This is a genomic window from Sphingomonas faeni (assembly GCF_024273235.1).
GTDB classification, from domain to species: Bacteria; Pseudomonadota; Alphaproteobacteria; order Sphingomonadales; family Sphingomonadaceae; genus Sphingomonas; species Sphingomonas faeni_A.
The window spans coordinates 104,508-127,926 of sequence record NZ_JANBVH010000008.1 but is presented as its reverse complement, the minus strand read 5'-3'; the positions used below and the strand labels follow the sequence as shown (position 1 = coordinate 127,926).

Here is a 23,419-nt window from a genome sequence, read left to right as displayed (position 1 = left end):
ATCCATGCGCCATGGTTCGTCATGCCACTTCTCACGCGATACGGATGGCAGCCGGTCTGTCTTGCGCTCTGACGATGATCGCGCCGGCGCAGGCGGGGCAGCAAATGCGCGCGCGACTGGTATATTGCGGGGCGGACAGCTGTCTGCGGCTGTCGGGATACCGGGCGCGGGCGACGATGATCGTCAGGATCGGGGGGCGCGATCTCGCCGTCGAGGGCGACCGGGCCTGGCAGGCGACGGTCCCGCTGGATGTCGCGCGCGCGTGGCCGATCGCCCGGAATTACGCGCTGCGCGTGGTACTCGTCGATCCCGATGCGGGGACGGAGCGGGCCGAGACGGTCATGCTGCCGCCGGGGTCGCTCGGGTCACGCACCGAAATTGCCTCGTTGACCATCAGCGCTCGCTGAGCCCCCGCGCTTGTGAGCGTGCGCTTGTGATCGTGTCGGGCCGATCTTACATTATCGTCACCTGATCGCCGGAGAGCGATAGGCCCGCGAACGCAGGAGATGATGATGAAGATTGGCCTGGCGGCATGTGCCGCAATTCTGATGGCGACGCCTGCCATCGCCGCACCCGGCGGAAATCCCTTCTCGGCCGACAGCGCCGTCCTCAACCTCAGCGGGATCGATCTCGCCAGCGTCGAGGGACAGCAGCGGCTGGCGATCCGCATGGACAATGTCGCGAATGCGGTGTGCGGCGAGGGATTGAGTTCGATCCATCTCGCGCTGGCCGATCAGGCGCGCGGATGCCGTGCGGATGTCATGGCCGACATGCGCAGCCGCATCGCCGTGGCAACGGCGGCACGCGATCCCTTGCCCGGTACGCAGCTGGCGTCCCGCTGATCGTCCGACCGGGGCGCAAGCCGGTTCGGCCTGCGCCCCGGTTGCCGCTCCGTTAAATGGCGTATGGGCGGACCGATCCCGGCGCCTACGGTTCGCGGATGAACCAAGCAATCCGCCTGCATGGCAGACGTACCATAGCTGCGCGATCGGTCACGCTCGTCGCGGCCGCCGTGATATCAGTAAGCGCGGCACCGAGCAGGGTCGGGCCGCATTTCGCCCGTTGGATCGATGGCACCACGCCCGGCGAACCCCCGACGCAGGTACAGCGGATCGACGCCGACACCTTCGTCATCCGCCAATCGGTAAAGACCAATTTCGAGGCGCCCTTCATCTATCTGCTGTTCGGAACCAACCGCGCGCTGTTGATCGACAGCGGTGCAGGCGGGCTGAAGATTCGCCCGACGGTGGACCGGGTGATAGCCGACTGGCGTGCGGGCCACGGCGGTCGGCCGGTCCGGCTGATCGTCGCGCACTCGCACTCGCACGGCGATCATCATGGCGGCGACGAGGAGTTTCGCGATCGGCCGGATACCGAACTGGTCGGGCTCCAGCCCAAGCAGGTCGCGGACTTTTTTGGCATTCGCGACTGGCCGAACGCGATCGGCCGGTACGATCTCGGGCATCGCGTGATCGAGGTCGTACCGACCCCGGGCCACGAGCCGGCGCATATCATGATCTACGACGCCCGTACGCGGCTGATCTTCTCGGGCGACATGCTGTATCCCGGCAGGCTGTATGTGCCGCGCGATCGGTTCGACGTGTTTCGTGCGAGCACGGTTCGGCTGGCGGACTTTGCCAGGACCCGTCCGGTTCGCGCGCTGCTCGGCGCGCATATCGAGATGACGACGACGCCCGGGCGGGATTACCCGATGGAAGCCCCCGCCCATCCGTCGGAGCATGGTCTTGCGCTTCCGCCGTCGGCAATCGGCGAACTCGAAAAGGCCGCCGCCGGAGCTACGTCGCCACCGGCGATCGATCGCCATCCCGACTTCATCGTCTATCCAGTAGCGCCCAAGCCCGCCTGATCGCCGGAACACGCGTCGCGGCAAGCGCTCGTATGCGCGCTTACTTTCCGATCGTCTTCGGTTTGCGCCACCACGACATCGTGTGTGCGTCATGCGCGGTGGTCCACACACCAGCGCGCGTATAGCGGAGCGCGCCGCTACCGGCAGGCGCACCCATCCGCGCGGTGATCGCGAGCGACGTGGGGTCGATCACCACGAAGGTCTGCCCGGCGGTGGTGCGCAACCACACCTTGCCGCCGCCCGTGTCGATGTCGCCGTATTTAAGCGTCTCGTCGACCTTGACGCGGCCCGATACCGCGGCGGTCGCCGGATCGATCCGGGCGACGGTGCCGTCGCCCTGTTCCTGCACCCATATCGATCCCTCGCCCGCCGCCAGGAAGCCGGGCTCGCGACCGAGCGCGGTCGTCGCGACGACGCTGTTGGTGGCGGGGTCGATCTTCTGCAGGCTTTGCCGTGTGCCGCTGACCGCCCAGAGCGACCCCATGCCGAAGGTCAAATAATAGCTGTCGGGATTGGTGGGGATCGACGCGGTGACGGCGTTCGTGGCGGGATCGACGCGCGCGATCACGCCCTTGGCGTCGCTGGCCACCCAGATCGATCCGGCGCCCGCGACGACGTTCAGTTCGCCCTTCGGATTGGCGATCCCGGTCGCGATGACGGCGGTGATCTTCGCGGTCTTGAGGTCGATCCGGGTGAGCGTGAAGTCCTTGCAGTCCGCGACCCATAGCGACTTGAACGCAATCGTCATCGCGCCGCACGGATGGGCCATCGGCACTTCCGCGCGCTTGCCGTTGCGCGACCAGCGTTCGACGCGGCCACTGTTGGTGGCCCATACCGTCTTGCCATCGACTGCGAGGAAATCCGCGAAGCCTGGCACGGGGATAACCTGCTCGATCGGGCCGGCGGCCAACGCCGGGGCTACGACCATGCCGATTGCGACCAGCGCCACGGCCCATTTCGTCGTCACTGTCTTTTTCAAACCCTGCTTAGCCCCCGTATTCGTTTGTTCATATCGATCAGGCAGCAATTTCGGTGTCGGAACGGCTTCGCCGCGCGCCGATCCGGTCGATCAGCGGGCGTGCCGGAAACAGGAATTGTTCCGGGATCGTCAGGCGTCGGCGCTCGTCCTGGCCCACCAGTTCGGCCTCGCCGCTGCGGTACGTGCCGAAGATGCGATCGAGCAGGATCAGCGAATTGCCGTAATTGCAGCGCGTATCCTCATAGGCCACCGAATGGTGAAGGCTGTGATTCCGGATCGTGGTGAAGACGAACGCGTACCAGCGTGGCGGATCGAAACGCGTATTGGCATGCGCGAAGGTCGACACCACCGCGAGAATGTTGAGCGCGCAGAAGATCGCCGCCTGGGGAAGGTCGAGCAACGCGACGACGCTGAGGCTGATCAGGAACAGTTCGATCGGATTGCCGACCGCGCCCTTCATCGCATTGAGCTGAGTCAAATGATGATGCGGCGCATGCGTCGACCAGAAGAACGACTGGTTGTGCATCAGGCGGTGCAGCCAATATTGCCCGAACTCGATCAGCACGACGACCAGCGCGACCTGCACCACGAACGGGAGGTGCATCGCCCACGGCGTCGCGATGCCGAGCGCCTGCTTGGCGGCGATCATCGGTTCGTCGGCGAAGGTCTTCGTCGCCCAGGCGATCACAGTGTAGCTCAGCACCACGTAGAAGACGTCGGTGAAGAACTCGCGCTTGGTCAGCCGCCAGCTCGAATGCCGCTCCTTGACCCATTCCAGCGCCTGGATCAGCGCGGTCGTCGTCAGGGTCGCGACCACGATCGACCAAGGGTTCTGGATCCACTCCGCCGGGCCGAACGCCCAGAACAGGATGATGGCAGCGACGATCACGGGCTGCACGTAGCTCAGAAGCACTTTCTGCATCATAGGCCCCTGGTTGGTGAAAACCGCCGCACTGCTCCGTGACAATAGGATGGGACGGTGGCCGTGGCAGGTGTGCGAATGACGTACGCAGGCGGCTAGTCGATGGTGATTCCGTGGCGCACCAGAAAGTCGCGCGCGGGCGCCAGCGCGTCGGCGTGGCGGCGCCAGCGATCGACCGAGTCCCGGTACAGCGGCCGGCGGACCTGCGCGGCGCTGGGCGTCGAGACGGGCGCCGTGTTGGTATGGAAATCGAGGCAGGCATCGGACCAGTCCAGCCCGCAATGGTCGAGCAGGCGGGCGGTCTCCTCCCGCTGGTTGTCGACGAGCGTCTCGTACTGGAGTTCGAGCACGCGGCCGGGCAGCACCTCGCGCCACAGCGCCATCATGCGGTCGAAGCGCTGGTAATAGGCGGCGATGTCGATCAGGTCGTAACTATAGTCGTAATAGCGCGATCCGATCGCGAACAGGTTGCGGAAGTTGGCGGTGATCGTGTCCATCGGGTTCCGCCGAAGACAGACGATCGTCGCGTTGGGTAGTGCGCGGGCGATCACGCCGACATAGAGGAAATTACCGGGAAATTTGTCGACGACACGCGGTTTCGTACCGGAGACGTGGGACGCGGCGCGGGTGATATAGTCCCGGCCGATCGCGCCTAGGTCCGCCTCGGCGGCAGCGCGGATCGTCTCGGGATCGAGCACGGTTCGGCTGCGTGTTCCCGCGGCGGCTTTGACGGCGAGCGGCATGGCCTGGAGTTCGCCGGCGCTCTCGACCTGGGGGTGCGACGACAGGATGCGATCGACCAGCGTGGTGCCGGTACGCGGCATGCCGACGATGAAGATCGGCGATGCGGGCGACGGATCGGCGACCCGGACCTTCGCGATCGTCGGCCAGCACGCCTCGACCGCATTGAAATTGGCGGCATCGTCGGCAAAGCGATAGGGCAGCGTGGCGCGGTGCTCGGCATTGGTTTCGGCGAGAATGGCGAACGCGGCGTGAGGATCGGCGAGGTCGTCGATCTCCTTGGCGAGCGCATAGCCCAGCAGCAGGCGATCATGCGGTGACCGCGTCGCCTTGCGAACCGCCGAGAGCCGGTCGACATGATTGCGGTGGGGTGTCTGGCGGCGCAGACCTGCCAGCAGATGATGCGCGCGGGCATCGGCCGGGGCCAGCGTGAGCAGCGCCTCCAATGCCTGCTCGGCTTCGTCCTGTCGCCCGAGGAAGCTGAGCGCCGCGGCCTGGTTGTAGCGGAACGCGGTGTTCGCGGGGGCGAGCCGCACGGCTTCGGCGAAGTGGGGAAGCGAGGCGGCATGATCGCCCAGCCGCGCATAGACGCAGCCCATCGTGTCGCGCCCGAGCGCGTCGGTCGGCGGCGACCGCTCGGCGGCGGCCAGCGCCGATGCGGCGTCCGCATCCCGCCGGACGAGCGTGTAGAGGCGGGCGCGTTGGGCCTGATATTCGCCGCACCCGTCGAGCGTGACGGCCGTCTCGATCAGCGCGATCGCGCTGCGTATCCTGCCGAGCGCGGCCGCGCTGATCCCGGCGAGGAAATGCGCTTCGGCTGCGTCTGGCGCTTCCGTGCGCCAGCGGGTCGCGGCGGCCAGCGCGCCCTCGTTGTCGCCGTGCGCGAGTGCCGCTCGGATAGCGGTGGCGCGGGTGGCCGTGCTGGCGGTTCGATCCATGCGCCCTCGCCCTAGCGCGTCAGCGTGGTGACGGCGATCGCCGTCGCCGACGCCCGGTTCTCCACGCCCATCTTCTCGAAGATCTGCTCGAGATGCTTGTTCACGGTGCGCGGGCTGATCTCGAGGATCTCGCTGACCTCGCGGTTCTGCTTGCCGCGGCTGATCCAGAGCAGGACTTCCGCCTCGCGCGAGGTGAGCCCGTGCTGGGCGGCGAGCATCGCCTGCTCCTCGCCCTCGTGGCGCTCGGTCAGGCGGAACACCCATTGGTCCGCCGCGGTGTTGCGCAACAGGCCGGCTTCGAGCGTGCGGTCGCCGGCGGCCACGGTGACGCGCGCTCCCGGCATCGGCGGACTGGCTTGCAAAACGCGCAGCGCCGCCAGGAAAGGCATGGGCAGCCCGCCGGATGCGCAGGACCAGCCGGGGAACAGCCGTTCGAGCATCGCGCTCGCGGCCGGGGTCAGCCACTGGGGTTCGCCGCTCCCGTCGACCGCCAACGCTGGCCGGCCGCTCATGTCGAGTGCGAGCTGACTGCCATGCGCGACGCGCGCCGTTGCCAGGTGAACCCGGATGCGCGCGAGAAGCTCCTCGATCACGATCGGCTTGCAGACGAAGTCGATCCCGCCGGCGTTGAGCCCGCGGACGACATGCTCGGTCTCGGTCAGCCCGGTCATGAAGATGATCGGCAGATGCTGGAACGCCGGAATGGCCTTGATCCGCAGGGTCGTCTCGAACCCGTCGAGATTGGGCATCACCGCGTCCATCAGGATCAGGTCGGGCGTGATGTTCTTCAACAGCGCGAGCGCGGCGAGACCGTCGATCGCGATCAGGACGGTCATCCCGGCGCTCTCGATCGTCGTGGTCAGGAACCGCAACGCCTCGGGCGTGTCGTCGACGACCAGGATGACCGGCCGTGCCGCCTCTGCGGGTTCAACGCGCATCGTCGAGCGTCTTCTGGAACGCGGCGAGATCCAGGTCGATCAACTGGCGCCGGAGCACGGCGACCAGGGGGGCGGCGGTCGGTATCGCCTGCTCGAACATATCGAGCGCGCTTTCCAAGCCGCGGACGTGACCGATCCTTGCAAGGTCGCGTAATCGATCGAGGAAGGGTAGGGCTGCCGCGGGCAAGGGGGGCAATGCCGCGGGCGTCTCGGGGAGGTCGGGCATTGCTGCCTCGTCCCAGCGCAGATCGAGCTGCGTGCCGATCAGCGAGATCAACGCGTCGAGTTCGACCGGCTTCGTCACGAACGCATTATGGTTGCTGCGGCTCTCGCCGCCGATGTGGAGTTCATGGACGTCGGCGGACACCATCACGATCCGCAGCGCCGCGCCGTGCGTGGCGCGCAGCCGCGCCGCGACATCCCATCCGCTGATCCCCGGCATCTGGATGTCGAGCAGCACGATATCCGCGGGCGTGCGCTCGGCCAGCAGGAGCCCTTCCGTCCCATCGGCCGCGGTATGCACCACGAAACCCAGCGCGGCGAGCAGCGCCTGGAGGATGGCACGCTGCGCGGGATCGTCGTCGATCACCAGCACGGTCCGCGGCGGCCCCGCATAGCCCGTGATCCTCGCACCCTGCACCGGCGCGCGCGGTGCGACCATCGGGGCGGGCAGCATGATGCGGAAGCGGAAACTGCTCCCGACTCCCGGCGTGCTCTCCACCGCAATGTCGCCGCCCAGCACGCTGGCAAGCACGCGCGTGATGGCGAGGCCCAGCCCGATGCCCGGCTGACTTTGCGCCTCCGCCGAGTTGCCGCGCTCGAACGGTTCGAACACGCGGTCCAGGTCGCCCGCCGCGATGCCGATGCCGGTATCGCGAACCTCGATGTCGGCGACCTGGCTGCGGTAGCGGACCTTGACGGCGACGCTGCCCGACTGGGTGTATTTGATCGCGTTGGAGACGAGGTTGATGAGGATCTGGCGCAGGCGTTTTTCATCCGCCTTCACCTGCGCGGGCAGCCGGTCTTCGACGTCGAGCGTCAGCGTGAGGCCCTTGGCGGCGGCCTGCATCCGGAACATGTCGACGATGTGGTCGAGCAGCCCGCGGATGTCGATGAGGTCGGACCGGATCGTCAGGACGCCGCTCTCGATCCGCGAGATTTCGAGCAGGCCTTCGACGAGATTGGTGACGTGCTCGGCCGAGCGACGGATGATCGTCCCGACTTCTGCGCCCGACAGCGTGTCGTCGCGTTCCAGCAGTTGGGCATAGCCGTAGATGACGTTGAGGGGCGAACGGATCTCATGGCTGACCGCGACGAGGTAGCGGGTCTTCGCCTCGTTGGCGGCTTCGGCCGAGACCTTGGCGCGCTGAAGCTCGGCCAGGGTCGCCGCATGGGATGCGTTCGCCGTAGTCATGATCCGCCTGGACGGGGCAGCGTGTCGATATAGGCGCGCCAGCCACCCAGCGTGGTGATGTCCTCCGCCCCGACGATCGCGCGTGGCTCGGCGACGAAGCCCTTGACGACCGATCCGTCGGCGAGCGTCACCGAGCCGATCGCAAGTGGCGCGGGGACCTCGACGACGAAGCTGCCGAAGGCGGCGACGTCGAGTTCATAGACTTCCACCGCGATCGCGGCACCGTCCTCTTCGCCGACATGGATCAGCGCGGGCTTGGGCGGCGTCGAATTGGCCATCGCGTACAGCCGATAGGTCGGCGCGGTGGTGGTGGCGCCGACCAGCCGCGCCTCGCGGGAGGTGAGCTGCCAGTGAAGCGGCATGCCTTCGAGGTGCGCGCCGACGACGGCGAGTTTCACGGTTTCCATACTATCCTCGATGTTGAGCGGCGGGGCTGGGGGAAGCGCGGCGGCGGCGAGATAGGCCTCGCCCGCGTCGAGCAGGCCCTGGTCGGTCCAGGCGGGCGCTATCAGCGTGATCCCGAAGCCGGTGCCGTTGTCGCGCCAGCCGGCGGGCACAGCGAGCGCGGCCATGTCGAGCAGGTTGACGAAGTTTGTGTAGAGCCCGAGGTTGCTGTTGAGCGCGATCGGTGCCGCGCGCATCTCGGTGATCCGGTAGATCGTCGGCGTGGTCGGCAGCGCGAGCAGATCGATATCCTGCCACATCGCGTCCGCGATCCGCTGCAACGCGGCGAGCCGATACTGGCCTTCGAACACGTCTACGCCGCTGACGGCACGTCCGGCCTCCATGATCGAGCGGACGGTCGGGTCGATCGCCTCGGGCCGCGTATCGAGCAGCGGCAGGGCGGCGGCGGTGCGTTCCGCCACCCACGGGCCGCCGTAGAGCAGCATCGCCGCCTCGCGGAGCGGCGCCATGTCCACTTCGACCAGTTCGGCGCCGTCCGCGGCAAGCGTCGCGAGCGCCTGTTCGTACAGGCGGGCGGCGGTGGCATCGCCGAGGAATATGCGCTGGTCGGGCGCTGGTACGCCGATCCGGCGCGTGGCGACGGGGCGATCCTCGCGCGGGCGGGAATAGGCATCGGTGCGGTCGAAGCCAGCGACCACCGCGTCGATCGCGCGCGCGTCGGCGATGGTGTGCGCCAGCACGGTGATGCAGTCGATCGTGCGGCATGCGGGCACAAGCCCGGTTGTGCTCCAGCGGCCCTTGGTAGGCTTCATGCCGACCAGGCCGTTGAACGCGGCGGGGACGCGACCAGATCCGGCGGTGTCGGTGCCGAGCGCGAACGCGACCAACCCGGCCGCGACCGCGACCGCCGAGCCGGAGCTGGACCCGCCGCTGACATAGGCGCGATTGAACACGCAGGCGGGCGCGCCGTAGGGGCTGCGGGTGCCGTTGAGCCCGGTGGCGAACTGGTCGAGGTTGGTCTTGCCGATCGGGATCGCACCGGCGGCGATCAGGCGTTCGACCACCTCCGCCGATACGGACGGCGTATAGGCGAAGTCCTGGCAGGCGGCGGTGGTCGGCACGCCGGCGAGGTCGATATTGTCCTTGATCGCGAACGGTACGCCGGCGAGCGGCAGCATTTCGCCCGCGGCGATCCGGGCATCGACGCGCTGCGCGTATGCCATCACCTCCGCGTCGGCGATACGCGTGATCCACACCGCGGGCTGGATCGCAGCATAGGCGTCGATGCGGGCGAGGGCGGCTTGGGCGACGCTGACCGCATCGGTGCGCCCTGATGCGACGGCTGCGGCGATTGCGCCGACTTCGAACGGCCCGTCCATCATGCCACCTCCACGGCGAGCATCGCGCCGCCGGGCGAGAGCGGTTGCCGTTCCTGGACGTAGATGCGGCGTATTGTACCCGTGACGGGGCTGATCACGGGTGATTCCATCTTCATGGCCTCGATGATGCCGATTGTGTCGCCTTCCGTCACTTCGGCCCCGACAGCGACCAGCAGCTTCCACAGGCTGCCGCCGAACGGTGCCTCCACCAGTTCGCAGCCCTCGGGCAGGTCGATCTCGACGGTGGCGGCGCCGGCGTCCGCTTCCTCGGTCAGCGCCGCGACACGGTCGAACTCGCCGTTGCGCTCCCAGTCGGCACGCTCCTCGTCGAAGGCCGCCTGCCGCTGCGCCTGGAAAGCGGTGATCGACGGGGCGTTGTCGGCAAGGAAGGCACGGTATTCGGAGAGGCGGAACACCTCGTCCTCGATCCGGATCGCGCGCCGGCCGAGCGGGAAGTCGCGGCGCCACTCGGTCAGTTCGTCGTGGCTGACCGGGAAGAAGCGGATGCGGTCGAAGAAGCGCAGCAGCCAGGGCTTGCCGTCACGGAACGCGTCGGTCTGGCGCCACGCGTTCCACACTTGGACGGTGCGGCCGAACAGCTGGTATCCGCCGGGCCCCTCCATGCCGTAGATGCACATGTATGCGCCCCCTATGCCGACGACGTTGGGCGGCGTCCAGGTGCGCGCGGGATTGTATTTGGTGGTGACGAGCCGGTGGCGCGGGTCGATCGGGGTCGCAACCGGCGCACCGAGATAGACGTCGCCAAGGCCCATCACGAGATATTCGGCGTCGAACACGATCCGCTGCACGTCGTCGATGCTGTCGAGCCCGTTCACGCGGCGGATGAACTCGATATTGTCGGGGCACCACGGCGCGTCGTCGCGCACCGATTCCATGTATTTGTCGATCGTCTGGTAGATTGCCGGGTCTTTCCACGACAGCGGCAGGTAGACGACGCGGGACGGGATTTCGAAATCGTCCAGCCCGCCGAGGCGCTCCTCGGCCGCGGCGAGTGCATCGAGCAGCGATGCCTGCGAAAGCTGCCGGCTGTCGTAATGGATCTGGAGCGAGCGGATGCCCGGGGTCACGTCGATGATGCCGGCGAGCGCGGCCTTTTCGACTTCGAGCATCAGCGCGTGAACGCGGAGCCGGAGTTCGAGATCGAGCATGATCGGGCCGTATTCAACCAGCAGGTTGCGGTCGCCCTGCTGGCGATAGGTCACCGCCGGGCGTACGCCTTGCGCTTCGATCGCGCGCAGGATCGGCGAACCGAGATAGTCGCCCGTCGTTACCGGCGGTAGCGGCGCGGCGAGCGTGGCGACAAGCCGGTCCTGCGCCTGCTCGGCCGCCACCGCCGTGGCATTGTCGATCGGTGCGAAGCGGACGCTGTCGCCCGGCGCGAGCTGGCCGACCTTCCACAGGTCCGCCTGCGCGACGACGAAAGGACAGACGAAGCCGCCGAGCGAGGGACCGTCCGGCCCCAAGATGATCGGCATGTCGCCGGTGAAGTCGACCGCGCCGATCGCATAGGCATTGTCGTGGATGTTCGAGGGGTGGAGCCCCGCCTCGCCGCCGTCCTTCCGCGCCCAATGCGGCTTCGGCCCGAGCAGGCGGACGCCGGTGCGGTTGGAGTTGTAGTGAACCTTCCACGCCGTACTGCGCAGCATCGCGATGTCGTCGGGTGTGAAGAAATCGGGGGCGCCGTGCGGGCCGTAGAGGACAGCGAGCGTCCATTCGCGGGTGATCGCGGGTCGGTCGGCGAGCGCGAGCGTTGCGGCCGGCGCGCCGGGTGGATCGGTTCGTGCCAGATGCAGCGTGTCGCCGGTCATTACGGCGCGCCCGGCATGGCCGCCGAACTCGCCAAGCGTGAAGGCGCTGCGGCTGCCGAGGAACAGCGGCACGTCGAGTCCGCCGGCGATCGCGATATAGCCGCGCATGCCGCCACCGGTGACACGTCCGATCTTGAGGATCTGGCCGGCTGCAATGTCAATCGGCTCGTAACACGGGGCGGGCGCGCCATCGACGACCGCACCGAAATCGGCGCCGGTCAGGCAGATCCGGGTGGCGACGTTGAAGAGCAGCGTTGGCCCGGCAGCGGTGATCTCGAGTCCCGCCGTGTCTTCCGCGTTGCCTAGCAGCCGGTTGCCGAGGCGGAAGGCGAGTGCGTCCATCGGTCCTGAGGGCGGTACGCCGACATCCCACAGGCCGAGTCGGCCGGGATAGTCCTGGACCGTGGTGGAGGCGCCGCCTGCCAGCACGCGGATTGACCGCGGCGTGTAGGCGATGTCGGCGAGCGCACGGGTGGAGACTTCGCCGCTGGTGAACACCGGCGAGCGCACAACGGTGCGCAGCCAGTCGAGATTGGTCTCGATCCCGGCGATCGACGTGGCGTCGAGCGCGTCCTGAATCGCCTGCACGGCGGCGTCGCGTGTGGGTGCGGTGACGATCAGCTTGGCGAGCATCGGGTCGTACCAGCTCGACACCTCGGTGCCGGCGGCGATCCAGCTGTCGACGCGAGGACCTTCGGGGAACGAGACGCCGACCAGGCGGCCCGAGCTGGGCCGGTAATCCTGCGCGGGATCCTCGGCATAGAGGCGGACCTGGATCGACGCGCCGACCGGCTTCGCCTCGAACCCATCGAGGAAGGCGAAGTCGCCGGCCGCGCCGCGCACCATCCATTCGACGAGGTCGACGCCGGTGACCTGTTCGGTGACGCCGTGTTCGACCTGGAGCCGGGTGTTGACCTCTAGGAAGAAGAAGTCGTCTCGTTCGGCATCGTAGAGAAATTCTACGGTGCCTGCCGAGCGGTAATTGGCGACGGCGGTGAGCCGGACGGCGGCGTCGATCAGCGCCTGCCGCGTGGCGGCGGGGAGCAGCGGGGCGGGGGTTTCCTCGACGACCTTCTGGTTGCGGCGTTGCAGCGAGCAGTCGCGTTCGCCGAGGGCGACGACATGGCCTGCGCCATCGCCGAACACCTGCACCTCGATATGGCGTGCGCGGGCGACATAGCGTTCGAGGAAAACACCGCCGTCGCCGAAATTGCCTGCGCCGAGGCGGGCTACGGTGGCGAAACCCTCGCGGATATCGGCCTCGTCGGCGCAGACCTTCATGCCGATGCCGCCGCCGCCTGCGGTCGCCTTGAGGATGACCGGGTAGCCGATCCGCGCTGCCGCCTCGATCGCCGCGGTTTCGTCGCGGAGCAGGTCGGTGCCGGGTGCGAGCGGCACGCCCTGCGCGGCGGCGAGATCGCGCGCGGTGTGCTTCAGCCCGAAGGCGCGGATGTTGTCGGGAGTCGGGCCGATGAACGCGATGCCGCGCGCGGCGCATGCCTCGGCGAAGGCGGTGTTTTCCGAGAGGAAGCCGTAGCCGGGGTGGATCGCCTCGGCGCCAGTTGCCTCCGCGGCGGCCAGGATCGCCCCGACGTTGAGATAGCTTTCCGCGGCCGGCGCGGGGCCGATCCGGACCGCCTCGTCGGCCTGCGCGACGTGCGCGGAGCCGGCATCGGCGTCGCTGAACACCGCGACCGAACCGACCCCCATCGTCTTCAGCGTGCGGATGATGCGGCAGGCGATCGCGCCGCGATTGGCGATCAGGACCTTTTTGAACATCACGCCGAAACCTGCATACGCACGGGCGTCGGGTTGAAGCCGTTGCAGGGATTGTTGACCTGCGGGCAGTTGGACACGACCACGATGACGTCCATCTCCGCGCGCAGGTCGACGGTCAGCCCGGGCGCGGAGATGCCGTCGACGATGCCGAGCGTGCCGTCCGCCTCGACCGGCACGTTCATGAAGAAGTTGATGTTCGACACCATGTCGCGCTTGCCGCGGCCGGCGCAGATATTGGCGTCGAGGAAATTGTCGACGCAGCTATGCTGGGCCTTCGTATGGTGGCCGTAGCGCAAGGTGTTGGACTCGCACGAGCAGGCGCCACCGATCGTGTCGTGATAGGCGACGCTGGTCCCGGTGATCGTCATCATCGGCCGGCCTTCATTCGACAACAGCACCGCGCCATCGCGCAGGAACAGGTTGCGCTGCGCCGCGATCGTATCCTGCGCGCTGTAACGTTCGGAATCGTCGGCGGCGGCATACATCAGGAAATCGACCGCCTGATTGCCTTCGATATCGACGATGCGCAGCGTTTCACCCGCGGCCACGCGGTGCATCCAGGGTGCGCGGGCGGGGACGATCTCGTCGTGGCGGATGGTACCGGGGAGGGGGGAAGTGGTCATGTCGGTCCTTCAGCGCGCGTACAGATCTTCGGTGTTGAGGAAGGCGCGGAGCCCTTCCGGCGTCGCGGTGCGGATCGGGTCATCCTCGGCCGCCGGTTCGCCGCGCCAGGCGGTCACGCGCAGCGGCGTCACCGTGAAATCGGCGCGGGTGTCGAGCACGTGCGGGCAGTTGGCGAGCACGACGATCAGCTCCATTTCGGCGCGCAAGGTGAGCGTCCGGCCGGGCGGGAAGGGGCCGATCTCGGGCAGGGTGGCGCCGTCCTCGGCGATCCGGACGCCCTTGAACCAGTTGATGCAGGGGTGGACGTCCTTGCGACCGAGCCCGTGCCTGGCGACACCCAGCATGAAGCGGTCGCGCGCGTTCGGATGTGCGCCGTAATTCTTGCCGTCGCCGTAAGCACGCGCGTTGGATGCTTCGTTCGACGCGCCGCAGAACGCGTCGTGCGTGCCGGCGTCATCCTCGAGGATGGTCATCATCACCCGGCCCATGTCCGACAGCAGCAGCCGGCCCGCACCCAGATAGCCGTTCCACTGCACCTTGAGCGTGTCGGCGACGTTCAGCCGCTCGGTCGGCGTCTCGGCGTTGAAGACCAGCATCGAGGCGCAGGCGTCGCCGGCGAGGTCGATCAGCCGCAGGCGTGTGCCGCGGGCGATCCGGCGCGAGGCGTAGCCGCCGGGCGCGATCGTTTCCTCCCACACCGGGTCACCCGGCGCGTCGACGGCGGTGGCGGGAAGTGTGGGCATGGCCTCGACGCGCGTGCCTGCCATGGCGCGGGCGTGATCACGGGCTCCGGTCGGATCGGCGGTGTTCGTCATGCTAGGTCTCGCTGTGGAAGGTTGCCGCCGATCGCGTCGACCAGCGCCTGCGGAGGCAGGGTCTTGCGATCGAGCGGCAGGTCGTAGGTGGTGGTGGCGCCGAAGCGGTGCGGCGCGTGCGGATCGTGGCGACGCTTGTCGAAGGCGAGCACGCGCGTGCCGAGCTTGAACGCCTCGCCGATGTCGTGCGTCACCATCACGATCGTGAGGCCGCGTTCCTGCCAGAGCCTGGTGATGAGCGCGTGCATGTCGAGGCGGATGCCCGGATCGAGCGCGCCGAACGGCTCGTCGAGCAGTAGGATGCGGGGATGCTTGACCAGCGCCTGCGCGATCGCCAGCCGCTGCTGCATGCCGCCCGACATCTGTGCCGGATAGACGTCGAGGCTGTGTTCCAGGCCGACCGCGGCGAGCATCTCGACCGCGGTCTCGCGCGCCGCGCGCCGCTGCGCCCCGAACAGGCGCGCCGCAAAGGGCGCCTGCGCGCATTCGATCCCGAACATCACGTTGCCGAGCGCGGTGAGGTGCGGGAACACCGAATAGCGCTGGAACACGACGCCGCGATCGGGGCCGCATTCGGCGCGCATCGGTTGGCCGTCGAGGAGCACCTGGCCGCGGCTCGGCGCTTCCTGGCCGAGGATCAGGCGGAGGAAGGTGCTCTTGCCGGCGCCCGACGGGCCGACGACCGCGACGAAGCTGCGCTCGGCGATCTCGAGCGAGACGCGTTCGAGCACGATCTTGTCGCCATATTCGACCCAGATGTTTCGCATTTCGAGCAGCGGGCTCACCGGCCGGCTCCATGCGCCCAAGGGAAGCTGCGGCGGCTGATGAACAGCATCAGCGCGTCGGTCGCGATCGCGAGCAGCGAGATCCAGGCGACGTAGGGCAGGATGATGTCCATCGCGAAATAGCGCCGGACCAGGAAGATCCGGTAGCCGAGCCCGACATCGGAGGCGACCGCCTCGGACGCGATCAGGAACACCCAGGCGGGCCCCATCGACAGCCGCAGCGCCTCGATCAAGCGGGGCATCAGTTGCGGCAGCGCGACCCGGATCGCCAATTGCCAGCTATTGGCGCCGAGCGTCTGCGCCTTGACCGATTGCTCGACCGGCAGGTTGGCGACGAAGCTGGTCAGGTCGCGCGTCATGAACGGCGCGATACCGATCGCGATCAGCGCGATCTTCGAGGCTTCGTCGAGCCCGAGCACGATGAACAGGATCGGCAGCACCGCGACCGGCGGTATGACCGCGATCACCGCGACCATCGGGCCGAGAATGGCGCGCGCGAGCGGCATGACGCCGAGCAGCAGGCCGAGCACCAGCGCGGTCGCGGTCGCGATGGCAAGGCCGATGCCCAGCCGGTACAGGCTCGCCAGCGTGTCGGCGACGAGGATGATGCGATCGGTCGACGGGTCGCGATCGGTGGTGAGCCCGCGAATGGCCTGCGCCATCGCCTCGAACGTCGGCAACACCTTGTCGGCGGGATTGTCGAGGTGGCGCGCCTCGGAGGCGAGCAGATAGACGAACAGCAGCGCCACGATCGGCAGCGCGCCCAGCAGCAATCGTGCCCCGCGGCCGAGGCGAATGTCGACGAGCCGGGTCAACGCGGATGCCCAGGCGCAACGCTCCGGGCGCGCGTGTCGGGCGTCGTCATGGCGGAATGTGTTGGCAATACGCTCATTTCATCCCCCGATTTCACGCATGGCCAAGGCATGCTCCTCCGTTCGTCGGAACGGCTGTCCCGACGTTGCTCGTCGTCTTTGTCTGCGCTCCGGGGCTACAGCTTCCCGTCCGCCGCCAGCTTCATGTAGCTCGGGTCGAACCGCAGCTTCACGTTCTTGGTATCGCCGAGCGTCTTGCCGCCGGCGAAGGTGATGCCGATCGTATCGACGGACTTCGCGCTCGGACCGAACAGGCCGTGTGCGAAACTGAACTGCCGGACCCGGTCGGTCACGATGATCAGGTCCGGGTTCTCCGCATAGGCGACCGCGTCCTGCGCCTTCGCGTACAGGTGCGTCGTCTTGAGCTGTTCGTCGAAACTCGCTTCGGTCGCGCCCGCGGCCTTGGCCATGGTCGCGCGCGCGGCGCGGCCCGCGGCGTCGTTGCGGGTCATGATCGCCATCGTCTCATACCAGATGCCGGCCAGCGCCTTGCCGAGGTTCGGGTTGGCCTTGAGCGTCGCGGTACTGACGTTGAGCGTGTCGAGGATCTCGTTGGGAATCTTCGAACTGTCGAACACCTGCGTCGCGCCCGGCGTCGCGCGGATCGTCGACAATTGCGGGTTCCAGGTCACGACCGCGTTCACGCCCGGCGACGCGAACGCGCCGACGATGTCGGCGTCGCCGGTGTTCACCGTCTTCACGTCGGCGAGCTTCATTCCGCTCAGCTCGAGGCCGCGCGCGAGCAGGAAATGCGACACCGACAGCTCGACCAGCTTGACCGAGCGCCCCTTGATGTCGGCCATCGTCCGGCCGTTCTTGAGCACCACGCCGTCATTGCCGTCGGAATAATCGCCGATCAGCAACACGGTGGTATCCTTGCCGCCCGCCGCCGGAATGGTCAGCGCATCCATCGTCGTGCAGACCACGCCGTCGAGCTTGCCCGCGGCGTATTGGTTGACCGATTCGACATAGTCGTTGACCTGAACCAGCCGGATATCGATGCCGTATTTATCGGCCCATTTCTTCACGATCCCGGACTGTTGCGCATAGGCCCAGGGCATCCACCCGGTGTAGATCGACCAGCCGATCGTGAAATCCTTCTTCACGACGCCGGCGTCGGTCGCGGATCCCGACGTCTTGCTCCCGCAACCGCCCAGCGCCAGCAACATGGCTGCTGCTGCAACACCATTCAGCCACGGTCGAGACACCATCAAGTACACCCCTTAGCCACCCGATGATGCCAGCGCGCCTCCGTCCTCCGGCATGACCGGGAACAGGACGGCGAATGCAGGCATCACCCCTTTGGCGACGTTGGCGTGCCGGGGATCATCGATGAAGAGGCAAAATGATGATGAAAGGCATAGATGAAATCTATGCCCTGCGTTGCGCCCTATGCCTTCGGGTCACTTCGTCCAAAAACAATTGTGTGGCGGTATCGCGCGACGGCTCGGCCCGCGCGAGCAGGAAGATGTCGTAGGCGGGCTCCGCATCGGCGTAGAGCAGCGGCCATAAGCGCCCCTTCGCGACGGCGTCCGCCGCGGCGAGCACGGGCAGGAATCCGATGCCGACGCCGAGGGTGATCAGCCGGGCGGCCTCGTTGATGTCCTCCGCATGACCGTTCGCCTTCGTGCCGAGACGGTAGCGACGGCGTAGGCGGGTTATGGTGTCGAGTTCGTCCTCGCCGGTCAGGACGAAGCCCTCGTCCTTCAGCTCGCCCAGCCGCTCGACGCGGTGCCCGAACAGGGGGTGGCTGCGCGCGCAGTAGAGTTGCTGGCGTTCGACGAACAGGGGCTCGTAGACCAGGCTGCTCCGTGCGTTGCTGTCGTAACCGACGCCGATCTCGGCCTCGCCATGCTCCAGCGCGTCGAGCACCGCGCGCCAGGGCGAGACGCGAATCTCGATATGGATGTTGGGATTGCGGCGGTGGAAGCTGGCGATCGCTTCGTCGAACTCGGTGGAGGCGACCGCCGAGATCAGCTGGATGCGGACGATGCCCTCGACCCGCTTGGTCGCCTGCGCGACCTGGTGCGGCACCATCCTTGCCGCTTCGAGCATCTCCTCGCAGATGCCGAGCAGGGCGGTGCCCGCGGCCGTCATCTCGACGCCGGACGAGGAGCGGTTCAGCAGCTGTTCGCCGACCTGTTCCTCCAGCCGTTTGAGCGCGGCGCTGATGCTCGGCTGTTGCTTGTTCAGTTTTCGGGCGGCCGCGCCGATCCCGCCGGCGCGAACGATCTCGACGAAGGTCCGCAGCAGGTTCCAGTCGACCCGACTGGCGAACGTCTTGTCAGGCAGGAACGCGCTATCGACCAAACACATGGCTCCAGGATCTTGGAGCGCATCCTTAGCCGCGCGACGTTCATACGCAACGTGCGCCCTGAATTCATGGGGTGACATCGTGAACCGGGTCGATCGTCGCTATGCTACGCGCCCAGCAGGCGTCGTCGGAACAGCACCTTGATCCGCCGATCTTCGAGAACCCGCCCGACGGCGTAGAGGGCCGCGAACATGCCCGCGAAGACATAGGCCGGCGTCGGCGAAGGTTTCTTGTCGTCCTCGTCCGCCTTCTTCTTCTTTTTCGGCGGGTCGGGCTCGGGGGCGCCCAGCGCCTTGTCGATCGGGTTCAGCACCACGGGCGGCTTCTTCACCTCGGGCTTCTTGCCCTTGGCCGCGGTCCTCGCCTGCTCGAACTTGCCGAGGACGATCGTCGCCTGGGCGAAGGCGAGAAACAGCAGCGGCGCGAGAAAGCAGAACAGCAGCGCCCGGCTGGCGAGCCGGTATCGCAACACCAGCCCGGCGGCACCCGGTTCGATCCGCAGGACGCCGCCGTCGAAAACGGCCATCTTGTCCTGTGCAGGCTGGCCCTGCTTGCGAAACGTCAGCGTGTCGCCTGCCCGGTCGTGGGTCGTCCCGGTCTGCTGGAACAGCGGGTCGAGCCGTTCGAAGGCGTCGTTGGCGGAGTCGCCCGGGGCTAGCGCGAGACTGCCCTCGACGTGCCAGATCCCGTCGACGAAGCGCCGATAGACGGAGTATCCGAGCGACGCGCGTGGGGACGTTGCGTCGAACGCCGAATCCCGGTCTGCGGCCGAAGCGGCTCCGGTCATTCTGCGGGGACCAGCGGGGCGGACGTCATCGGGCCCATCGACCGCCGACCGAACCGTTCCCTGGCCGACTTCCACCCTTCGGTGAAGGTGTAGGTCATCGTTTCGCGGACCGACATCGGGCGGCCGCCTTCCATACCGAGCAGTTCGGCTTCGCCGTCGACGCACGTCCCGAAGAGGCGATCGATGATGACCCATGTGTTCGAATAATTGCTGCGGCTCGCTTCGAAGTCCTGCGAATGATGCACGCTGTGATGCTCGGTGGTGTTGAACAGGAAACGCCACCAGCGCGGCGAATTGAAGCGGACATTGATGTGCTGATAGGTGCCGACCGCCAGGCTGAAGGCCCCTGCGAGCAGGGCGGCGCGGGGCACGAAATCGAAGAAGCCGCCGATGCCGAGCCCGATCAGGAACAGCTCGACCGGATTGCCGACCGCGCCCTTGTTGACGTTGAGCTGGGTGATGTAGTGATGCGGCGCGTGCGCGAGCCACAGCGGATGCCAGTTGTGCATCCCGCGATGCATCCAATATTGCCCGAAATCGAACAGCAGCGAGATCATCAACGCCTGCACCAGCAACGGCAGGCCGGTGAACCAGGCGAACTTCTCCCAGTCGAACGAATGCTGGATCGCCTCGATCATCGCACCGTCGCCGATATAGCTGTCGATCATGCGGACGACGGTGAAGCCGATCCCGACATAGAAGAGATCGGTGGTCAGTTCCTTCCACGTCAGCCGCCAGCTTTCATGGCGCGGGGCCAGCCATTCGAGCCCGAGCAGAAGGAGCTTGAAGCCGATGCCGATGCCGATCGCGGTCGATGCCTTGGCGATCGAATTGGGCGCGTAGAACCAGAAGGCTATCAGCGCGAACAGCATCGTCGGCTGGAACCAGGTGAAGAAGATCTGCTTCGCCGGGCCGCCCTCGACCTTGGGGATGTTGTCCCAACCCACGATGACCGGCGCCTGTGCTCCGATGATCCTCTTGCCGACGCGAACTCCGTTCATCTTGTCCCCGCGATATCAAGTCTCGAGGGGTAGATGCCCGAGATCGCGGGGCGGCGTCATACGTCATCGGACGTATATCGTGGGGAGGGGGGCAGGGTTTGTGTCGTCCGTCAGTCCGCGGGGGCGTCGAGTACGCCGGTCACCACGTCGAACGGGGCGGCCAGAGTCTGGTAACTGTAGAGCGCGGCGCAACAGGCGATGCCCAGGCCGATGATGGCGAGGCAGACGAACTGGAATGCCGACGCCCGCTGCCGGCTCCGGTCGGCGCTGGCGACGGTGCGCCGGTCGGCCTCCTCGCGCGCCGGCCCGCGTCGATCGGTGGTTGCCGGGCGTGTGGTCTGGACGGGTTCGCTCAGCAGCGCGGCGATGCTGACCGCGTCCTGCGTCCGTACGCCGAAGCGACGCCCGCCAGTCCAGACGACCCTGCCGATAATCACCAGCGTCCCCCGGCGGATGTCGACATAGGTTCCGATCGCGGGAGGATTGGCGCTCGAAACAAGCAGGCCCTTGTCGGACAGGTCATGGATGCATCCGTCCGACCATGTGCCGTTCACGTTCATGCGGCACGGCACCGACAATTCCCTCAAAGCGCGCAATATCTTTCCGATCGGGCGGTGCCATCCATCGCGATCGGTAACCCGAGTTGCCGGCACGACCAATCCGGGAAATATACCGAGGCGTGCCGGGATCGGTGCTGTCGCGTCCGGTTACCGGGGCGTCGAGGTCAGCCGGCCAGCGCGATCAACTGGGCGATGCCGTTGGTGCCGGTCTTGGCGACGATCGCGGCGCGGTGATCCTCCACCGTCTTCGGGCTGATATCGAGCGCGATGGCGATCGCCTGGTTGTTGTGTCCCTTCACCAGCAGATCGAACACCTGGCGCTGGCGTGGCGTCAGCATCGCGGTGCGTGCCGAGGCGAGCCGTTGCGCCTTCGACCAGGCGACGCCCTCGCACACCGCGGCGAGCAGGCGATCCTCGTCGATCGGCTTTTCGAGATAGTCGAGGCCACCATAGCGGCGTACCGAATCCACCGCGTTGGCGGTCGTCGGCCATGCCGTCATGAACACGATCGCGACGGTCGAATCGAGCGCCCGCACCCGATCGGCGAAATCGAACCCGTCGATATCGCCCATCATCACGTCGGTGACGATGCAGTGCGCCGGCGCCTGCGGATAGATTTCGAGCAGGGGGGCGGGATCGAGGAACGGCGTGGCGACATGGCCGTGGCGGCTCAGCAACCGCGCGACCGCGGCGCCGAGATCGCGGTCGTCGTCGACCACATAGACCAGCCCGCTCGCCGGCTCGCAGCGCGTCTCGTTTCGGGGCTGCATCATTCGGGGTTCCTCAGGAGCGGCAGGACGATGGTGGCGCGCATCGCCCCATTGGCGTCGCTGTCGCGTACGAGGCTGCCGCCATGCGCCTCGACGATCGCGCGGGCGACGAGGACGCCGACACCCATGCCCGGTTGCACGGGACGATCCGTCCGGGGCCGGTTCACGACCATGATCCGGGCGCGGTCGCCTTCGGTGTTCACGGTCAGCCGCACCGGTTCGCTGCCGCCGGCCTGGACCGCGTTGCGCACCAGGTTCACGATCGCCTGCGCCAGTTCGACCTCCTGTGCGAGCACGACGAGGTCCGGATCGACCGACTCGATCGACAATTTGACGTTGCGAGCCTTGGCCTCCGGCTGCGCCAGTGCGGCGACCGTGTCGATCAGCGTCGCCAGCGGCAGCGGGGTGGGCTGGTCGACCGTGCGCCCGCCGAACCGGCGCAGCCGCCGGACCAGGATCGAGAGCGCGGCGGCCTTGCGGTCGATCAGCGCGGCGGTGCTGGCGATCTCGGGATCGGCCGAGACCGTGAGTTCGTGCAGGTGCTTGGCCTCGATCGCCAAGGTGGAGAGCGGCTGGCTGATCTCATGGATGACCGCGACCGACATCGCGCGCAGGGTCTTGAGCCGTTCGGCCTGGAACAGCAGCCGGTCGCGCCGCTCCAGATCGACGCGCATGCGGGCCTGCGCATCCGCGAAGCTGCCCGCGAGATAGCCGACGACCATGATCGAGGCGAGGCTCATGTGCAGCGCCAGCCGCTCGGCCATCTGCATCGGCATCGCGGTCTGCGGCAGGACCATCGCGGCGACGACGATGATCGACAGCCAGCTGGCGGTGCGGCCGAACCGCAGCCCGATCCATGCCACCGCCAGCAACACGGGCGTATGCGGCGTCCCCAGGCCGATCGCGCCGAGCAGCACTTCGGTCGCGAACGACGCGGCGAGCACCAGCACGGCCTCCGTCACCGCGGCGATGTCGGGTCGCGCGGGGCGTGTCGATGTGCCCGCCGATGTGCTGGTTGCCAGCTCCACCAGCCACAGCAGCGGCGGCGTCAGCAGCAGGACGCCGAGCAGGTCGCCGACCACGAAGCCGGTCAGCGACGTGACGACGTCGCGCAGCCCGGAAACGCCGGTCAGGTCGGGGCGCAGCAGCGACCAGGGCAGGCTGGTCAGCGCCGCCGCGACGGGGGCGCCGACCGAGGCGAGGCCGAGCGGCATCGGCGCGACGCTCATGCTGGTCTTCGCGCGCGCCGCCATCGTCCGGACCAGCAGGACGACGAGCGCATAGACGAGCGGGGGGCGGATCACGCCGACCAGATGCGTGGACCATTCCGCCGACGCCGGATCGATGATGCCGGTCGCCAGCTGGACGAGGATCTCGGCTACGACTACGCCGCCCACCAGCCGCGGGCCCCGCAGCCACAGCAACGCCATGCGGAATCCGGCCGCCGGATACAGCAGCGAATAATAGCCGTGACCGCCCCATTCCGCCGCGACGTGATGCGCGCCGAAAAATGCACAGGCATAGCCGACCAGCCAAGGGAGGTCGGCCGTGGTCGGGACGAAGGTGGCGAGACGGGACGCGGCGCGGAACTCGGCAAGGGACGGGGCGAAGGAGGTCATCGGCCCCTGTTTGCACGATCCGGGCGGCGCGGCCTATCCGGGCGAAACCCGGAATATCGCCGCACGAGGCTGCGGCGCCTC

At 67.4% G+C, this 23,419-nt stretch carries 21 protein-coding genes; 3 read left to right on the top strand and 18 right to left on the bottom strand.

The features are described 5' to 3' along the window. Nucleotides 1-44: 44 nt before the first annotated feature. From NLI89_RS06315 to NLI89_RS06305, 3 genes are all read left to right on the top strand, one after another. On the top strand, nt 45-407 hold the full coding sequence (locus NLI89_RS06315; protein WP_254686243.1) for a hypothetical protein: 363 nt from the start codon (nt 45-47) through the stop codon (nt 405-407). 105 nt (nt 408-512) lie between these two features. Continuing rightward, the gene (locus NLI89_RS06310) at nt 513-842 is read left to right on the top strand and encodes a UrcA family protein (protein WP_254686242.1); all 330 of its coding nucleotides are present in this window, start codon (nt 513-515) and stop codon (nt 840-842) included. A gap of 170 nt (nt 843-1,012) precedes the next feature. Next, on the top strand, nt 1,013-1,867 hold the full coding sequence (locus tag NLI89_RS06305; RefSeq protein WP_254686241.1) for an MBL fold metallo-hydrolase: 855 nt from the start codon (nt 1,013-1,015) through the stop codon (nt 1,865-1,867). 40 nt (nt 1,868-1,907) lie between these two features. Here NLI89_RS06305 and NLI89_RS06300 read toward each other — a convergent pair whose 3' ends face one another. The 18 genes from NLI89_RS06300 to NLI89_RS06215 form a co-directional block, all read right to left on the bottom strand. After that, a complete protein-coding gene (locus NLI89_RS06300) occupies nt 1,908-2,795 on the bottom strand; it encodes a Vgb family protein (protein WP_254686265.1) in 888 nt (295 codons plus the stop codon). A gap of 88 nt (nt 2,796-2,883) precedes the next feature. After that, nucleotides 2,884-3,768, bottom strand: coding sequence for a sterol desaturase family protein (locus NLI89_RS06295; RefSeq protein WP_254686240.1), 885 nt, complete (start codon nt 3,766-3,768; stop codon nt 2,884-2,886). Nucleotides 3,769-3,863: 95 nt separating this feature from the next. Next, on the bottom strand, nt 3,864-5,447 hold the full coding sequence (locus NLI89_RS06290; protein WP_254686239.1) for a tetratricopeptide repeat-containing sulfotransferase family protein: 1,584 nt from the start codon (nt 5,445-5,447) through the stop codon (nt 3,864-3,866). 11 nt (nt 5,448-5,458) lie between these two features. Next, entirely contained in the window at nt 5,459-6,385 is a 927-nt protein-coding gene (locus tag NLI89_RS06285) for a response regulator transcription factor (RefSeq protein WP_254686238.1), read from the bottom strand. Beyond that, on the bottom strand, nt 6,375-7,799 hold the full coding sequence (locus tag NLI89_RS06280) for an ATP-binding protein (RefSeq protein WP_254686237.1): 1,425 nt from the start codon (nt 7,797-7,799) through the stop codon (nt 6,375-6,377). The genes NLI89_RS06285 and NLI89_RS06280 overlap by 11 nt, the downstream gene beginning before the upstream one ends. Further along, nucleotides 7,796-9,583: an allophanate hydrolase gene (gene atzF, locus NLI89_RS06275; RefSeq protein ID WP_439144482.1), complete on the bottom strand. Its 1,788-nt coding sequence runs from the start codon at nt 9,581-9,583 to the stop codon at nt 7,796-7,798. The genes NLI89_RS06280 and atzF overlap by 4 nt, the downstream gene beginning before the upstream one ends. Beyond that, nucleotides 9,583-13,191, bottom strand: coding sequence for an urea carboxylase (gene uca, locus NLI89_RS06270; RefSeq protein WP_302675632.1), 3,609 nt, complete (start codon nt 13,189-13,191; stop codon nt 9,583-9,585). Before uca ends, atzF begins: the two co-directional genes overlap by 1 nt. Then, nucleotides 13,191-13,814 (bottom strand): urea amidolyase associated protein UAAP2, encoded by a 624-nt coding sequence (locus NLI89_RS06265; RefSeq protein WP_254686234.1) that lies wholly within the window; start codon nt 13,812-13,814, stop codon nt 13,191-13,193. The genes uca and NLI89_RS06265 overlap by 1 nt, the downstream gene beginning before the upstream one ends. Nucleotides 13,815-13,823: 9 nt before the next feature. Then, nucleotides 13,824-14,630 carry an urea amidolyase associated protein UAAP1 gene (locus tag NLI89_RS06260; protein ID WP_254686233.1) on the bottom strand — a complete coding sequence of 269 codons (807 nt, stop codon included), beginning with the start codon at nt 14,628-14,630 and terminating at the stop codon, nt 13,824-13,826. Next, a complete protein-coding gene (locus NLI89_RS06255) occupies nt 14,627-15,415 on the bottom strand; it encodes an ABC transporter ATP-binding protein (protein WP_254686232.1) in 789 nt (262 codons plus the stop codon). Before NLI89_RS06255 ends, NLI89_RS06260 begins: the two co-directional genes overlap by 4 nt. Next, the gene (locus NLI89_RS06250) at nt 15,412-16,230 is read right to left on the bottom strand and encodes an ABC transporter permease (protein ID WP_254686231.1); all 819 of its coding nucleotides are present in this window, start codon (nt 16,228-16,230) and stop codon (nt 15,412-15,414) included. Before NLI89_RS06250 ends, NLI89_RS06255 begins: the two co-directional genes overlap by 4 nt. Before the next feature lie 173 nt (nt 16,231-16,403). Next, entirely contained in the window at nt 16,404-17,498 is a 1,095-nt protein-coding gene (locus NLI89_RS06245) for a putative urea ABC transporter substrate-binding protein (RefSeq protein ID WP_254686230.1), read from the bottom strand. A 160-nt stretch (nt 17,499-17,658) separates the two neighbouring features. Continuing rightward, nucleotides 17,659-18,603, bottom strand: a complete 945-nt coding sequence (locus NLI89_RS06240) for a LysR family transcriptional regulator (protein WP_254686229.1) — start codon at nt 18,601-18,603, stop codon at nt 17,659-17,661. A 104-nt stretch (nt 18,604-18,707) separates the two neighbouring features. Beyond that, nucleotides 18,708-19,388, bottom strand: coding sequence for a hypothetical protein (locus NLI89_RS06235; protein ID WP_254686228.1), 681 nt, complete (start codon nt 19,386-19,388; stop codon nt 18,708-18,710). Then, a complete protein-coding gene (locus NLI89_RS06230; RefSeq protein ID WP_254686227.1) occupies nt 19,385-20,389 on the bottom strand; it encodes a sterol desaturase family protein in 1,005 nt (334 codons plus the stop codon). The genes NLI89_RS06235 and NLI89_RS06230 overlap by 4 nt, the downstream gene beginning before the upstream one ends. A 110-nt stretch (nt 20,390-20,499) precedes the next feature. After that, nucleotides 20,500-20,961: a PilZ domain-containing protein gene (locus NLI89_RS06225; RefSeq protein WP_368077248.1), complete on the bottom strand. Its 462-nt coding sequence runs from the start codon at nt 20,959-20,961 to the stop codon at nt 20,500-20,502. Between the two features lie 152 nt (nt 20,962-21,113). Beyond that, entirely contained in the window at nt 21,114-21,722 is a 609-nt protein-coding gene (locus tag NLI89_RS06220) for a response regulator transcription factor (protein ID WP_254686225.1), read from the bottom strand. Beyond that, nucleotides 21,719-23,338, bottom strand: a complete 1,620-nt coding sequence (locus tag NLI89_RS06215) for a sensor histidine kinase (protein WP_254686224.1) — start codon at nt 23,336-23,338, stop codon at nt 21,719-21,721. Before NLI89_RS06215 ends, NLI89_RS06220 begins: the two co-directional genes overlap by 4 nt. Between the last annotated feature and the right edge of the window lie 81 nt (nt 23,339-23,419).